At 70.2% G+C, this 14,991-nt stretch carries 15 protein-coding genes and 1 tRNA gene; 6 read left to right on the forward strand and 10 right to left on the reverse strand.

The window, feature by feature from the left end:
- Positions 1–14 precede the first annotated feature (14 nt).
- Entirely contained in the window at positions 15–1,199 is a 1,185-nt protein-coding gene (locus tag ACSJD1_RS00360; RefSeq protein ID WP_438853346.1) for a low temperature requirement protein A, read from the reverse strand.
- Between the two features lie 170 nt (positions 1,200–1,369).
- On the opposite strand from ACSJD1_RS00360, the gene ACSJD1_RS00365 reads away from it, so the two are divergent.
- Positions 1,370–2,026, forward strand: coding sequence for a DUF305 domain-containing protein (locus ACSJD1_RS00365; protein WP_438853347.1), 657 nt, complete (start codon positions 1,370–1,372; stop codon positions 2,024–2,026).
- A gap of 125 nt (positions 2,027–2,151) precedes the next feature.
- Here ACSJD1_RS00365 and ACSJD1_RS00370 read toward each other — a convergent pair whose 3' ends face one another.
- A complete protein-coding gene (locus ACSJD1_RS00370; RefSeq protein ID WP_438853348.1) occupies positions 2,152–3,912 on the reverse strand; it encodes an LVIVD repeat-containing protein in 1,761 nt (586 codons plus the stop codon).
- A 267-nt stretch (positions 3,913–4,179) separates the two neighbouring features.
- On the opposite strand from ACSJD1_RS00370, the gene ACSJD1_RS00375 reads away from it, so the two are divergent.
- A complete protein-coding gene (locus ACSJD1_RS00375) occupies positions 4,180–4,902 on the forward strand; it encodes an SOS response-associated peptidase (RefSeq protein ID WP_438853349.1) in 723 nt (240 codons plus the stop codon).
- A gap of 37 nt (positions 4,903–4,939) precedes the next feature.
- Positions 4,940–5,329, forward strand: coding sequence for a DUF2255 family protein (locus ACSJD1_RS00380; RefSeq protein WP_438853350.1), 390 nt, complete (start codon positions 4,940–4,942; stop codon positions 5,327–5,329).
- 74 nt (positions 5,330–5,403) lie between these two features.
- Here the strand turns inward: ACSJD1_RS00380 and ACSJD1_RS00385 are convergent, their stop codons facing one another.
- The gene (locus ACSJD1_RS00385; protein ID WP_438853351.1) at positions 5,404–6,036 is read right to left on the reverse strand and encodes a DnaJ family domain-containing protein; all 633 of its coding nucleotides are present in this window, start codon (positions 6,034–6,036) and stop codon (positions 5,404–5,406) included.
- Between the two features lie 72 nt (positions 6,037–6,108).
- Positions 6,109–6,393 (reverse strand): SHOCT domain-containing protein, encoded by a 285-nt coding sequence (locus ACSJD1_RS00390; protein ID WP_438853352.1) that lies wholly within the window; start codon positions 6,391–6,393, stop codon positions 6,109–6,111.
- A gap of 83 nt (positions 6,394–6,476) precedes the next feature.
- On the opposite strand from ACSJD1_RS00390, the gene ACSJD1_RS00395 reads away from it, so the two are divergent.
- Positions 6,477–6,878: a YbaK/EbsC family protein gene (locus ACSJD1_RS00395; protein ID WP_438853353.1), complete on the forward strand. Its 402-nt coding sequence runs from the start codon at positions 6,477–6,479 to the stop codon at positions 6,876–6,878.
- Here the strand turns inward: ACSJD1_RS00395 and ACSJD1_RS00400 are convergent.
- From ACSJD1_RS00400 to ACSJD1_RS00420, 5 genes are all read right to left on the reverse strand, one after another.
- Positions 6,841–7,461 carry a hypothetical protein gene (locus tag ACSJD1_RS00400; protein WP_438853354.1) on the reverse strand — a complete coding sequence of 207 codons (621 nt, stop codon included), beginning with the start codon at positions 7,459–7,461 and terminating at the stop codon, positions 6,841–6,843. The genes ACSJD1_RS00395 and ACSJD1_RS00400 overlap by 38 nt on opposite strands.
- Before the next feature lie 113 nt (positions 7,462–7,574).
- A tRNA-Gly gene (locus ACSJD1_RS00405) sits at positions 7,575–7,650 on the reverse strand.
- A gap of 92 nt (positions 7,651–7,742) precedes the next feature.
- Positions 7,743–8,846 carry a hypothetical protein gene (locus ACSJD1_RS00410; protein WP_438853355.1) on the reverse strand — a complete coding sequence of 368 codons (1,104 nt, stop codon included), beginning with the start codon at positions 8,844–8,846 and terminating at the stop codon, positions 7,743–7,745.
- Positions 8,847–8,855: 9 nt separating this feature from the next.
- Positions 8,856–10,727 carry a substrate-binding and vWA domain-containing protein gene (locus ACSJD1_RS00415; protein ID WP_438853356.1) on the reverse strand — a complete coding sequence of 624 codons (1,872 nt, stop codon included), beginning with the start codon at positions 10,725–10,727 and terminating at the stop codon, positions 8,856–8,858.
- Positions 10,728–10,793: 66 nt separating this feature from the next.
- Positions 10,794–11,477 (reverse strand): phosphatase PAP2 family protein, encoded by a 684-nt coding sequence (locus ACSJD1_RS00420; RefSeq protein WP_438853357.1) that lies wholly within the window; start codon positions 11,475–11,477, stop codon positions 10,794–10,796.
- 107 nt (positions 11,478–11,584) lie between these two features.
- Here ACSJD1_RS00420 and ACSJD1_RS00425 point away from each other — a divergent pair, with 107 nt between their 5' ends.
- Positions 11,585–12,124, forward strand: coding sequence for a YaeQ family protein (locus ACSJD1_RS00425; RefSeq protein ID WP_438853358.1), 540 nt, complete (start codon positions 11,585–11,587; stop codon positions 12,122–12,124).
- 869 nt (positions 12,125–12,993) lie between these two features.
- Entirely contained in the window at positions 12,994–13,917 is a 924-nt protein-coding gene (locus tag ACSJD1_RS00430) for a thrombospondin type 3 repeat-containing protein (protein ID WP_438853359.1), read from the forward strand.
- A 107-nt stretch (positions 13,918–14,024) separates the two neighbouring features.
- On the opposite strand, the gene ACSJD1_RS00435 is transcribed toward ACSJD1_RS00430, so the two are convergent.
- Positions 14,025–14,627 carry a hypothetical protein gene (locus ACSJD1_RS00435; RefSeq protein WP_438853360.1) on the reverse strand — a complete coding sequence of 201 codons (603 nt, stop codon included), beginning with the start codon at positions 14,625–14,627 and terminating at the stop codon, positions 14,025–14,027.
- Positions 14,628–14,991 lie beyond the last annotated feature (364 nt).

The raw sequence follows: 14,991 nt of genomic DNA on the forward strand, positions 1-14,991 counted from the left end.
GATCCGGTGAGGGCTCACCCGCCCTTCGGCGCGCGGCGCCGCATCCGCTCGACGGTCTCGCCGATCGCCGTCGCGACGAGCACGACCGCGGCGAGCACGCCGGTGCCGAGCGGATCCAGCCACGGCGACGCCGCGGCGACCAGGAGGATCGCGGCGAAGCCCCCCAGCTGCGCCCGCATCCATCGTCGCTCGAGCACCCGCCGGAACAGCACCGTGCCCAGGAGGAAGAGCAGCGGGCCGCCGAGCACCGTCACCACCGCGGCGACGCTCTGCTCGTGCGGATGCCCGAGCACCTCCTTGTCGCCGACGCCGAGCAGGACGATCCCGCCGACGATGAGCAGGTGCACCCACGAGTACGCCGTGCGGGCGACGCGCCCCGGCGCATCGGCCGCCTCGATCGCCTCCGACCCGATCCGCTCGCCGTGGTCGAAGTAGATCCACCAGCACGCGGCGGCCGCGACGAACGCCGTCACGAGGGCGACGACGCGGTCGACGGATGACTCCTCCGCGACGAACGCGAACCCGGTCACGAGCAGGCCCTCGCCGAGCGCGATGAGCACGAACAGCGCGGTGCGTTCCGCGATGTGCGCTCCGGAGACATCCCATCGCCCGATCTCCATGCGGCCCCGGCCGGGCACCGGGTAGCCGAGCACGCTGCCGACGAGCTCGAGCCCGAGCGCCGCCGCCCAGAACGGCAACTGGGCGGGCAGCGGCATGAGTGCTCCGACGATCCAGAGGGCCGACCCGGCGAGCGCCCAGACGAGCACGTTGCCGAAGTCGTGCGCGACCTGCCGATCGTGCCGCGCCGTCGCCCACACCATGAAGGCCGCGCGGCCGAGCATCAGCGCGATGTAGGCGAGCGCGAACGTCCACGCCCGATCCCCGAAGGCCTCGGCGATCGCCGCGCTCATCACGAATGCGACGAACGCGAGGGCGATGACCGCGACCCGCACCGGCACCCGGACCGGATCGAGCCAGTTCGTCACCCACGTCGTCGACACCCAGGCCCACCACAGGGCGCACACCATGATCGCGCCCTCGAGCGCGCCGAGCAGCGTCTGGTCCTCGTACAGGTAGACGCCGAGCTGGGTCAGCCCGAACACGAAGACGAGGTCGAAGAACAGCTCGACGTAGGTGACGCGGTCGGCGCGCTCCGAGTCCGCCGGGCGCAGCACGTCGGCGCGCAGTCCGATGGCCATGCGGTCATCCTGCACCCTGTCGGGCGTCGGCGGGCGGATGACACGGGCGTCCCGGCTCGCGCCGTCCCGGCATCCGGGTTAGCCTGACTGGACTCGCGGAGCCGAACGGCCGCGCCGCCACGGCGACCCGCGAGCCCTACGTACTCTTCGACGCGGATGAGGTATTCCGGATGGCGGTATCGGCTCGGTCCCTCGGCGTTGCGGCCGCGTTCACGCTCATGCTCGGCCTCACCGCGTGCACGACCGGCGACGACGCCCCCGCGCCGACGAGCCCGGTCGTCCAGCTCGGCGCGCCGGGCGAGGAGAATCGAACGCTCTCCCCCGACGAGGCGTCGAAGGGAGTCGACGCGCCGGGCTACATCGAGGCCGACGCGCAGTTCATGCGCGACATGATCCACCATCACGACCAGGCGATCACCATGACGGGCTGGGTCGAGGCGCGGACCGACGACCGCGACGTCCGCCTGCTCGCGGAGCGCATGAGCATCAGCCAGACCGACGAGCTCGAACTGATGGCGACCTGGCTGCAGGACCGGGGCCAGCCGGTCAGGGACACCGGACACGACCACGGCGCCGCGGCGATGCCGGGCATGCTCACCGACGACGAACTGGCCGAGCTCGAGGCCGCGAGGGATGGCGAGTTCGACCGCCTCTTCCTCGAGTACATGATCAAGCACCACACGGGCGCCATCGAGATGGTCGGCGACCTCTACGCCGCCGGTGGCGGCCAGGAGCAGGCCGTCGGCGACTTCGCACGGCACGTGGAAGGCGACCAGAACATCGAGATCGCGCGCATGCAGACGATGCTCGCGGAGCGGTCGTCCTGACCCCGCGGTCGTCCTGACCCCCGCGGCACGACGGCGGGCCGCATGCGAGATGCCCGGCGATCCGAGGATCGCCGGGCATCGTCATGCCGGTCGGGGAGGCCGGTCTCCCGGCCTCCCCGTCGGACTCACTGGAAGGTCGCCGCCAGCGCCTGGACGCTCAGGACCAGGTTCGAGTCGGCCGGAGCGCCCGACTTGCGCTGCGCGTTGGCGAGCTGGTCGAGGATCGAGCCGCTCTGCGCCCCCTGGGCCGCGAGCTTCTCGGCCTGGTCGAGCGACTTCCGCACCTGCTTGAGCGCATTGCCGCTCAGGCTGCCGTCTCGCTCGGCCTGGTCGACGAACGCACGCGAGAGCACGAAGCTCGGGTCGTGCGACAGCGCCGTCTGGTGCTGGGCGTTGAACGCGTCGAGCTGGACTGCGGCGGCCGCCGCGATCTCGTTCGCCGACAGGTGGGCGCTCGGCGTGAGGGCGACGCTGTCGAAGCCGCGCGCGATCTCACTGCCGAACACGTTGCCGTTGTACCAGTACGTCGACCAGTAGCCGCCGAGCGTGATCGCCGGCGTGGAGATCGGGCCGCGGTCGAGGTACGCGATCTCGACGGGGTTCGCCGAGTCGGTGAAGTCCCAGATCGAGAGCCCGCCCTGGTACCAGGCCTGGACCATCACGTCGCGCCCGGGGACCGGGATGAGCGACCCGTTGTGCGCGACGCAGTTCTCGCTCGTCGACTGCGGTGCCGGCAGCTTGTAGTAGCTGGCGAACTGCAGCTGGCCGTCGACGATGTCGAAGATCGCGTCGGCGCCCCACTCGGGCTGGTCGGTGACGCGGCAACGCGCGCCGCTTCCGCCGCCCCACTCGTCGGTGAAGACGACCTTCGTGCCGTCGTTGTTGAACGTCGCCGAGTGCCAGTACGAGAAGTTCGGGTCGGCCACCTCGGCGAGGCGAACGGGGTTCGCCGGGTCGGAGATGTCGAGCAGGATGCCGTTGCCCTGGCAGGCGCCGGCGGCCAGTCCGATCTCGGGGAACGCGGTGATGTCGTGGCACGCGTTCGTGTTCGGCGACGGGCTGTAGCCCGACCCGCTCGGGTGCAGCGGCTGCGTCGGACCGTTCTGCAGCCCGTCGACGCGTCCCGTCTCCGGGTCGGCGAAGATCCGCGGCTGCGACACGATCGACGCGGTCTCGGGCGCGGCGACCGGCACCTTGATGACGTCGATCCGCCAGCGCGTCGGGTTCTCGCTGAGCGCGTCGCCGCTGCTGCAGCCCTCGAGCTCGAGTGCCGAACGGATGCTCGAGGTGCCCGAGTTGTAGATGTAGACGTTCTCGGGGTCGCTCGGGTCGGTCACGAGGGTGTGCGTGTGCGATCCGCGACACGTCTGGACGCCGGGCAACTGGACCGGGTTGTCGATGTCGCTGATGTCGAAGATGCGGACACCGCGGAACCGCTCGGGGTTCACGAGGCCCGAGACGCCCTGCGTGCCGCAGTCGATCCGGCCGCTGGTCTGCTCGACCGACATGAACAGCAGGTCGCCGTAGACCGACACGTCGCCCTGGCCGCCCGGGCACACGAACGTGCCGCGCAGCGAGGGTGCCGCCGGGTCGGACACGTCGTACACCTGGAAGCCCGCGTAGCTGCCGCCGATCGCGTAGTCGCCCGTGAACGCCAGGTCGGAGTTGAAGGACGCGTCGAACGGCGCGACCTTCTGGAGGCTCGCCAGCAGGTCGACGTTCGACGTCGCCATTCCGGCGTCGAAGAGACCGGGGCTCAGGTCGACGCGCGGGTCGTCCTCGGCGGCGGCGGCCGTGCCGGTGACGAGGGAGGCGCCCAACAGCAGTGCGCCGGATGCCGCGACGGCGCGTCTGCGCCATCGGACGGGACGGTGTTCGGATCTCATGGGTGGTGCCCTCTCTGTCGCATGGAGCCCGTTCGGTGAGGTGGTGCGAGGTGGAGCAAGATCACGGCGCCCGAGGCCGGTGTGATGCGCGAAAGCTGCGAATCGCACCTCATCGTGCGTCGTTCCTTGCATCCAACGTACCGATGCGAACGCATTCAGAACAGCATGCGTTTTCCGCGGTGGTGCGCTACGACGATGACGCCCCCATCCGTGCACCTGTCGGAGGGTCGACGTAGGCTCGATGCATCCGATCGGAGGGGCGCTCCCATGTGCGGACGATTCGTGGTCTCGCAGCAGGCCGACGACCTCACCGCGGTCTTCGATGCCGAGAACGACTTCGCCGACTGGCGGCCGTCCTACAGCCTCGCGCCGACCGACACGGTGCCGATCGTGCGCGAGCGCGCCCGCTCCGACACCGGCGAATTCGTCCGCCGCCTCGAACCCGCCCGGTGGGACTTCCACCCCGCGTTCATGAAGGACTCGAAGCGACCCCAGTTCAACAGCCGGATCGAGACCGTCGCCACGAACGGGCTGTGGAAGGGCGCGTTCGCGTCCGGACGGTGCGTGGTGCCGATGCGCGGCTACTTCGAGTGGACGGGCGAGCCGGGCAGGAAGCGGGCGCACTACCTCCACGGCGCCGACGACGTGCTCGCCGCGGCGGGCATCTCCACGGCGCGCAAGCTCGACGACGGCACCTGGGAGGTGTCGACCTCGATCATCACGCGCGAGGCGCGCGACGCCTCGGGCGAGGTCCACGACCGGATGCCGGTGTACCTCCCGCTCGACGCCGTCGACCACTACCTCGCCCCTGAGAAGCTCTCGGCCGGCGAGGCCTCGGCGATGGTCGACTTCCTCATCGCCCAGTCCGACCGCGTCGCACCCACGATCTCCGAGTACGAGGTCGACCCGCGTGTGAACAACCACCGCCGCATCGACCCGCACGACCCGACGTTGATCGACCCGCTCCGCGACGACCCGACGCTCGTGTGATCGCCGCTGCCCGCTCCCGTATGAGAGAGGACCGACCATGACCGACTGGACCGACGACCAACTCGACCGCGTGGGTGCGGCCGACCAGCTCGAGATCGCCTCGGTGCGCGACGACGGTTCGCTGCGCCCGTTCACGACCGTCTGGGTGGTCCGGATCGGCGACGAGCTGTTCGTGCGCTCGGCCTACGGACCCGAGAACGGCTGGTACCGGCGCGCGAAGGAGGCGGGCGTCGGCCGGATCAAGTCGGCCGGGGTCATCCGCGATGTGGCGTTCATCGACGTGCCGGCCGACGATACGAGCCTGCACGAGTCGCTCGACGCCGAGTACGAGCGCAAGTACGGTCCGAACCATGCCGCGCACGTGATGGCGACCGTGCTGGGCGACCACGTCCGCGGCGTGACCCTGAGACTCGAGGCGCACGACTGAGCCGGCGCCGTCGGCGTGCCCGGAGGGGCTGCCGGCACGGCAGCCCGGAGCGGCCCAGGACGGGCACGTCGTGCTCAGCCGCGCCGCCACCAGCGCCGTCGTGCCCGGCGGGCGGACGCCTCATCGGCGCGCCGCCGCTCGGCGTCGGCGTCGGCAACCCGGCGCCGCTCCTCGCGTCGAGCCCGCCATGCGTCCACCTCTGCCGTCGCGTCTCGCGTCGGCGTGATCACGGGCGGACCGCCGAGCAGTTGGCGGCGCGCCTCGACGACCCGCGCGTTGAACTCGGCGACCGCATCGCGAACCTCCTGCTCGCGATGCAGTCGGTCGAGGCGCTCATCGAGTTCGGCGTCTTCGACGCGCAGCGCGAGCGCGGGAGGTCCGAGCCCGGTGAGGCGCTCCGTCTCGATCTTCCGTCGGATCCACCAGTCCGGGTCGTGACGGCCGAGCCCCGGCAGCGGCTTGCCCGCACCGGGCAGGTCGTCGAACTCGCCCCGCCGGATCGCCTGCTGGATCACGACCTCGACGTACGCCGCACGCTCCGCCGCGAGCGACCCGGCCGTGGACCGGTCGGCGGGCCGCTCCCGGCCCGATCCGGAGCCCGAGCCCGCGGCATCGACCTCCGCGGCCTCCTCGCTCGCGCCCGCGGTCTCGCGCTCCCACTTCTCGAGGCGGTACTGCGCAGCGTCGCGCCGCGGGTCGTCGACCATCGTCGTCCCCTCCGTCCGATGCGGTCGGTGCTTCGATGGTAGGTCGATCGCTCGGGCGCCGCAGGTCGCGGTTCAGCCGGGGCCGCGCCGAGCCTCCCGGAGCGTCGACGCCGACATCCGGAACTCGTCGGCCGAGATCTCGCCGCGCGCGAACCGTTCCTCGAGGATCTGCATCGCGGCGTCGGAGGTCGCCCCGCCCTCACCGTACGGTCGGACCCCGCGATCGGCTCCGCCGTGCCCCGATGCCGACCGCACCAGCAGCACGATGAGCACCGCGATGCCGCCGATGACGAGCGCCCCGAACAGCAGGCCCGGAAGCCACATCCACCATCCGCCGAAGCCGTAGTCCCACATCATCGGCGCCACCTCCCGTGGACACCCGGGCGAGTTCGCGCCCGGTTCCTCCAGCCAACCCGATCCACGCCGACGCGAGCAGGTCGTTGGGCCCGGGCCGTCGCCGGGCCCGCTTCGGCTCGCTCGATTTCGGTCCGGCCCTCGACGCCGCCGAGCTGCTCGCCGCACCCACGCTGGCGGCCCTGAGGGCGACGGATGCCGCGGCCGATGTGCTCGTCGCCGCCATCGATCCGGGGCTGGCCGACACGGCGGCATTCTGCGAGCACCATGGGATCTCGATGTCCGACGGGGCGAACTGCGTCATCGTGCAGGCCCGCCGCGGGGAGCGCAGCTGGAACGCCGCCTGCCTCGTCCGCGGCTCGAAGCTGCTCGTGCCCGGTTCGTTCCTCGCCGCGTTCCCGCGCGCCGAGGTGCTGGCGCTGGCACAGGCGCGCCTAGCCGGCGACGGGCTCAGAACACCTCGGGCAGCGTCGACCCGTCGAAGCTGAAGACCCCGGTGAGGTCGATGCCCCGGACGGTGCCCTCGGCGTGGTACGCGATGCCCCATTCGTCGATGAACGAGCCGTCGGCGAACGTGCACGGCGCGATCACGGGGTCGTCGGGATCGTCGGGTGCGGTGAGGCCGCCGCCGCCGGCGCTCGTACCGAAGCTCGTCGTTCCGCCGAGTGCGCTGCAGAGGGCGGATGCGGGGTTCCCGGGCGGGTCGTCGGGGATCTCGGTCCGCGAGAGGTACGCGAGCGCGGCGAGCGTCGGCTCGTCGGAGGTGATCGTGACGAGGTCGACGTAGATCCGCGAGTCGGCGTCGTCGTCGAGGGTCTGGAACCGGCACACGGCGACCGGGTCGCCGAGCGGCACCCAGTCCTCCTCGTCGAGGTTCGTCCGCCAGGCGGGCTGTCGCTGCTGCACCTCGCCGCCCTGCCCCTCGCAGTACGCGGCGGCCTCGGCCAGGTCGCCGGCGGATGTCGCGGGGTCGCTCGCCGTCGGCGGCGCAGCGGGTTCCGAGCATCCGGCCAGGCCGAGGCCGATCACCGCGATCAGCGCGGCGCCGGCCATCCGACGGATCCGTCCCATGCGCACCTCGCTCCTCGTTCGCGTGCGTGCCGACGCGCCCCACACTAGACGGCGCGATCGGCGAACGGCCTCGGCATCGTGGCGAACGACGGCGCAACGAGGGGGCCTTGACGTGGAGCGGATGACGGGGTTCGAACCCGCGACCTTCACCTTGGCAAGGTGACGCGCTACCAACTGCGCTACATCCGCATGGGGCGGCTCCGCCGCTCCGTTGCCGCTCTTCCGACCGGCTGGACGAGCCTACAGGACCGGCGAGCCCTTCGACGACCGCCGCTGCCGATTCAGTCGCCTGCCGCGGGCGGGCGACCCGGGCCATCGCCCGATGGGAGCTCACCCGGCGCACGCAGGCCCGGCGCGCCCTCGCCCGACGCCCGCTCGAACGCGCGCTCCCATTCCTGCAGTTCCTTGCGGCCGCCGATGAGGCCGTCGAGCGAGACCTGGAAGTGGAGCCCGCGCCGGGCGTTGACCTGCTTGATGTTCTGCACGAGCTCGCCCGACACCGCGACGACCGCCCCGCGCACCTCGCGGACGCGCTCCTCGGGGTCGTCCCAGAGATGCGGGTGGGTGAGGATGTCGAGCAGGTAGTCGCGGTCGAGTGCCGCGGTGAGCTTCCGCAGCGTGTCGTCGTACTCGATCGCGGCGATCCCGCGCTGGCCGCCGGCCTGCCCGCTGCCGGCGCGATCGAGCCTGACGAACAGCTCCTCGACGTTCTCGGCGATGCCCATCATGTCGTTCGCGGTCTGAGCGGCGACGGCGTTCCCTCGCGCGCCGACCTGGGCGTACTCGGCGGCGAGCGTCCGCAGGATCGCGACGTTCCGGCGGATCGGCTCCGGGACCTTCGCGTCGCCGGCACCCCGGGCACGACGCCGTCGCGCCCGGACCACCCCGAACACCGCGCCGGCCGCCGCGACGAGCACCGCCGCGCCCACCACGAGCCCGAGCATCGGGCCGATCCCGCCGCCGCCGTCTCCGCCCACGACGAGCGGTGGCGGGTCGTCGGCGGCCTGCACGCCCTGCACCGTCTCGGTGAGCGCGCCGCCGAGGCTGTCGGCACCGGATTCCGCCTCGTTGGCGATCTGCATCGCCTCGCCCGCGTCGAGCACGCGCGAGCCGGCGGAGACGTCGTCGCCCACCGCGACGATGATCGTGTCGTAGCCGGTCGTCTCGGCGAGCTGCGTGACGATCTCAGGCCCGGACGCCTCGAGCGCGGCGTTGTCCGAGAACACGGCGATGCCGATCGAGTCGTCGCCGACCTGCGCGAGCAGGGCGTCCTGCAGGGCCGAGGCGCCGCTCACCTCTGACGAGACGTACACCGGCGAGGCCTGCAGCGCGTCGGATGCGTCGTCGACGTATCCGTCCGCCGCAGCGATGAACTGGCCACCCATCCGCCGCCCCTAGAAGTTGTTGATGACCGATGCGAACACGAGGTCGATCTTCGCGGCATCCGACGCGTCGAACCACTGGCCACCGGTCGCCTCGGCGATCCGCTGCAGCGAGCCGGTGTCGGCACCCTCGCCGTACGCGATCGGGAAGATGCGCACGGGCGCCGCGTCGCCGCCCTCGCGCGAGCTCCTGCCGATCTTCGCGATGAGCGAGTCGATCGAGATCGACGAGTCGGTGTCCTGCCCGTCCGAGAGCACGACGATCGCGTTGATCCGACCGGGCTCGGCGCGTTCGATCATCTCGTCGTACGCGACGGCGATCGCGTCGTACAGCGGCGTGCCCTCGCGGTTCGCGTAGCGCAGGTCGTCGATCGACGCACTCAACCTCTCGCGGTCGGATCCGAGTGCCGAGACATCCCGCAGCACGATCAGGTTCTCCCCCGCCGCCGAGTCGACGCCCGTGGTGAACGCCCACATGCCGACCTCGTCGGTGCCGCGGAAGTGGCCGAGCGTCGCCTGCGCACCCTCGATCGCGCCGTCGAGCTTCGACCGGCCGTCCCCGATGGGGTCGTCCATCGAGCCCGACACGTCGATGAGCTCGAGCACCGATGAGGGCTTGCGGATCTGCGTCCACTGGTCGAGCGCCGCCGAGACGACGTCGACGCCCGGGCGGGGCAGGGTGATCGCAGGCCCGGCGGGGTCGACGCCGTACTGCTCGGTGAACAGGTCGCCGAGCGGCACCGACTCGTCGAGCGGGCGGAACCCGTACTCCGGGAGGATCCGCTGGGCCGGCTCCGTGGCGAGGAAGTCGACGAACGCCTCCCCCGCCGTGCGCTGCACGTCGGTCACCCAGTCCGCGCCGAGCACGGTGACGGGGTTGTCCGACCACATCGACCCGCCCGACGGGTAGATCGCGACGAGCTTCTCCTTCGGCGGCGTCAGGGTCTCACCAGGTTGCACGGTGTGCGAGTCGGGGTTGCCCTGGTTGTAGTTGAGCATCGAGGTCTCCTCGAGCGCCACGGCCGAGACGTAGCCGGAACCGCCCGCGCCGTTCTGCGTCTCGTCGTAGAGCGTCGTGAGCACCTTGCCCGTCGTGTCGCCGTAGTGGATCACACACTCCTCGAACACGCGCGAGAACTCCTCGGCGCCCGCGACATCCGCCGCCGTGAGGTCGGCCGTCTTGCCGGACGCCTCGTACGACTGCATCAGGATCGCCGAGAGCCCGGTGGTCGACGTGTTCGGGTTGGTCTTCGAGATCTTGAACGAGCCCCAGATCGGCTTGCCCGCGCTGCTCCAGCCGTCGGGGTCGGCGCACAGCTCCTCGAAGTCGGAGATGCCGATCTCGGCGTCGGGCCAGCCGAGGGCCTTCGCCATCGTCTCGGGCATGGCGAAGATGACCGGCGTGTGCGTGAACGACACCGGTTCGCCGACGAGCGAGGGGGATGCCGCGGCCGCGACCCGCTCGGTCCACACGGTCGAGGCGGGCGACCAGAGCGTCGGCCAGCGCCGCGCGTCCTCGTCGGGCCAGTCGCCGCCCGCGGTGAGGAACCGCGTCGCGTCGCCCGACGACACGTTGACCGGCCGCACCGTCGCGCACTCGTCGAGGCCCGCGTGCTCCGGCGACTCCTTGAACGCCGCCGCGAGGGCGTCGAGCATGTTCACCTTCTCCGACGAGGTCGCGACGACGACGCTCGTGCAGCCGTCGTCGGCGAAGTCGCCGCCGTCGATCGCGCCGCGGTCGACGTCGTCCTGGCCGAAGGTGCACGCGCTCAGGGCGACGGTCACCGCGACGACGACCGCCACCGCGAGCCCGCCGCGAACCCCCCGGCGAGACGTCGACGTGATCGCGGGTCGAGCGGCCGTGCGCCGCGGAACGGGTGCCATGTGAACAGGGTAGGTCCCGCGAATATCGATCGCATCACGGTCCGGGCACTCGGATGCCCGGCGACGTCAGAGCAGCTCCCGCCGCACGACTGCAGCGCTCCAGCGGCCGAGGAGCAGGCCGGCGACCGTGTCGGTGATGTGGTGCTGCCCGCGGTGGATGCGCGAGAACGCGACGGCCCCCGGAATCCCGTATCTGAGCACGGGTCCGAGCGCCCGGGCGCCCCGCGCCTCGTGCCGGTCCATCAGGTCGGCGAGCGTGGTGTGCAGGGCGACGGATGCCGCGGTGTGCCCCGACGGGAACGACGACGTCGCGTGCGGCGGCTCGGGGCGCCACACGCCCTGTGGCCGCGGCCGCCCGACGAGCGCGGCGGCTCCGACGAAGCAGGCGGTCTCGAGTGCGAGCGCGGCAACCGGCGCGACCGCGGCGCGCGGGTTGCGCGTCAGCACCCAGGTCACGACCCACCAGAGCGCCCCGTTGACGATCGTCTGCGGCACCCCCGAGTACCACGAGACCGGCGCGGTGAACCGGTCGAGCGACCCGCGAGATCCGGCCTGTGCGACCGGAGCGTCGACCTCGCCTCCGCCCTCCCGGTCGTCCGGCCGATGGCCGGACGCGGCCTGGAGCCCGCGCACCGCGCGGTCCTCGGCGGGGTCGTCACCGCCCACGAGCCGCACCAGCCGTCCGGCCGCCGCGAGCACCGCGATCGCGCCGATCCCGGGAAGGAGGAATGAGCGGAGGACCCGGCGCATGCCCGCAGCCTAGTCGGCCTTCGGCCCGGTTCCGGGGCCGAGCCGTGCACCGGTCACGACGCCGCCGGCTGCGCGGCTCGACGGCCGCGCCCGTAGGCTCGTGGACCATGGCCCTGGGTGCGACGATCCACACGTTCGATGTGCAACTCGCGGACGTCGATCGCGGCCGATACGAGAGCCTGACGCTCCGCATGGCGCGGCACCCCTCCGAGACGGATGCGTTCATGGTGACCCGCCTCCTCGCCTACTGCCTCGAGTACGAGGAGGGCATCGCCTTCAGCGAGGGGATCTCGGCCACCGACGAACCCGCCGTCCTCGTGCGCGACGACACGGGACGGGTGCTCGCGTGGATCGAGGTCGGCGCCCCGGATGCCGACCGCCTGCACCGCGGCGCCAAGCTCGCGGAGCGCGCCGCCGTCTACACGCACCGCGATCCCGCGAAGGTCGCCGCGGCCTGGGCCGGCAAGCGGATCCATCGCGCCGAGGCGATCCCGCTCGTCAGCTTCGATCCCGGGTTCATCGACGACGTCGCGGGAGTGCTCGAGCGCCGGAACGCGATGACGCTCTCGATCACGGAGCGGCACGCGTACCTCGAGCTCAACGGGTCGAGCTTCAGCACGGCGATCCACGAGCATCCAGCGGGCTGAACGCGAGAACGTTGGGGAGTAGCGATATCGGTCGCGCCCTGTAGATCCGCGGCAGTCCCGGGGGCCAATTGTCACAGAACCATATACTTAATGCCCGTTCTTCCAAGCCCAGGTGAGACAACGAATCCGACTCGCGTCTCATCCGCGTCGATGGCGGATAGTTGTCGACCCCTACCCGTCCAACCATCTGGCATGCATCTGCGTTGGATCCGGTGAAGACCGAAGTTGGCTCGTGAGATTCGCTGCCTCGGAGACTCCGAGGCTACAGATGAAGTCCACGACCGCAATCGCAACTTCCTCACGTCCCAAGGGGTCCTCAGGATCCGCTGGAGTATCGTGCTCCACTTCCGCACGGTCCTCGGGAGGGGCGAGCACAGTCTCCCAGTACTCGCGGAGGCGTGCGGGTAGCCGCCGGTGAGCTTCCCCTCGACGCTCTCCAGCCAGCGACCACACATCTCCAACAGCGAGAAGTAAAGCAGTCGGAGATCTTGCGCCTGGCCGTTCTGCATGACAGCAAGTGAGGCCGTCTCTATCACGTAGTAGGAGTTCAAGGCCTTGAAGAACTCCGCCACGAGGGTTGCCTCAGGCGTAATACTTAGGGCGACAGGTTCTAGGTCGGGTTCGGTGCCGGCCTGTCCGCAGCGGAAATCGGCGAGATCCGCGAATCAAGTGTCACCGCCGACCAGGACGGCGTCACCGTGCACGTTCGCGCTGGCCGCATCCGGTCGGTGCCGGTTCGTCGGGTATGGGCCGCTCGCCTCGAGGAGGTTACCGACTCGAACAGCGACGAGTAACTGATCCGCCGGTACGACCCTTCGTTCGACGGCGACTCGTACATGGGCGGCGGGTCCGTAGCTTGGACCTTCGACGTGAAGATCACCACCTCCCCCACGGTCAACGACCGCGACGGCGACGGAATCGTCGATGAACAAGACAACTGCCCTGACGTCGTGAACCCCGAACAGGACGACCTCGACAGCGATGGCCTTGGAGATAGCTGCGACCCGGACATCGACGGAGACAACGTCTCGAACGAGCAGGAGGTCGTGGCCGGCACCGACCCCACCTCGCCGGACAGCGACGGAGACGGAATTTCTGACTACGTCGAGAGCAACGGCGGACTGTACGTCGACACCGACCAGGACGGAGTAGTCGACGGTCTTGACACTGACAGCGACGACGACGGGATCGCCGACGCCGACGAAGGGGTCGGAGACAGCGACCATGATGGCATCCCGAACTGGCGCGACCCGACGGTCGTGTACTCGGTCACTCTCATCCCCGCCTACGCGTATGTGGGCGCCGGCGGCACCGCGGTGGGCGGTGAAACTGCGCGCTTGTCCGGTTTCGGCGCATCGCTTGTTCAGCAGGTCTGTTTCGTCTCCACCTGGAAGGCAACAGAGTTGAATCCCCGATCGGACGCAGGGATCCTGTGGAACGGAACGGAGCCAGCCGGCTTGGACGAGCTGACCGCCACCGAGAACGACTACGTCATCGACATCACGAACACATCCAACAAGAAGGGCGCCTTCATTCAAACGGTAGTGCTCAGATATTGCGATACCCCCATCAGCACCTCGAACGGCTACTACACCTCGTACCAGCTCAACCTGCAGCTCGCACCGCTCGGTGGTGCACTCAGCTCGATCGAGCACTCCGTGGAGGCGTATATCGTCACTGACAATGGCCGATCAGATTCGGTGAGCGTGAAAGGCAGTTCGAGTTCGGGGCCGGGGCTGAAGGTCTCCTGGGGAAAGACCGGTCGGCCTAGGGTCTTCGAGTTTGAGGGTTGACCGGGTCGCCGGGCAGGAGGAAGCCCTCCCCGCTCACGCGGCAAGCAGCGCTGCCTCCTGCCTCGTCTGAGGTGACTTCGTCCCCCGGGCTGAAGCTGGGGGAGAAGTCAAAGAGGGAGCTCCGACGCGGCGATCCTTGCGCGACCTGCAGCAAGGGCCAACGGGAGGTAGAAACCTGCGATCAGGAGCACGCCGCAAACGGAAAGTCCGAGAATCCACCAAGCATGCGTCCATGCCGACGCGGCGCTTTCGTCGCCGGCATCCGCAAGGGCACCGGCCACGGCCTCGTCCGTGACCGCGGATTCCAGTTCTTCCCGCTTGTCGATCAGATCGCTGGCAGCCGTCGCGGCGTCCTTCTTCGCGGTATCCCAGGCGGCGCCGGTCTTCTTGATGGCATACGTGTTGTCGAGATAGGGAGGGACTGCCAGTTCGCGAATGTAGTACTTCTTCGTCGACTCCACCTCGTCCGCGGTGGTCGCCACTAGCCGGACAGCGTCAACGACTTCGTCTTCTAGCGCAGCCCGTTCGCGTGCCGCCTGGCTCGCCTCGCTCGCGAATCTGAAGGCGACTTCATCGGAACGATGCGCCGCGCGGATCGAGATCGTGCTGACTACGATGCCGGCCGCCAGCGCCAGCAGGCACAGAGCACCCACCAGGTTCCGCGCGATGGAGATGTTCCTGGCAAAGCGTTCTCGTGGCGTCCGGGTCACGATTGCCGAACCTAGCGCGCACTGTCTGCTGGACGGCCGTCCCAATACAGGGGCCATGCCGGGAGGGATGCGGTTCCCGCCAATCCGTTCGTGCGGTAGGCGCGCAAGCGGCCGTTGGCGGACGCCGCACGGGGCCGACATCCGGATGAACAACCGTCGCGCGATCACGGTGCCGACGCCTCGGCCGTCACTTCCAGATGAACAGACCCTCCGCGCCGAACGGTTCCCCGATGATGAACGGGAGCGGGTTCGCTGCCGCGACCGGAACGAATCCGGCGGTACTGTCCCGTTCAAAGTCCGAACGACCGACTCGGAGGGTGACCCTCGCACGAGGGTGTCGGCCAGAGAACGCGAGAACGGCCCG

The sequence above is a fragment of the Agromyces excoecariae genome (assembly GCF_051715505.1).
Classification (GTDB): domain Bacteria; phylum Actinomycetota; class Actinomycetes; order Actinomycetales; family Microbacteriaceae; genus Agromyces.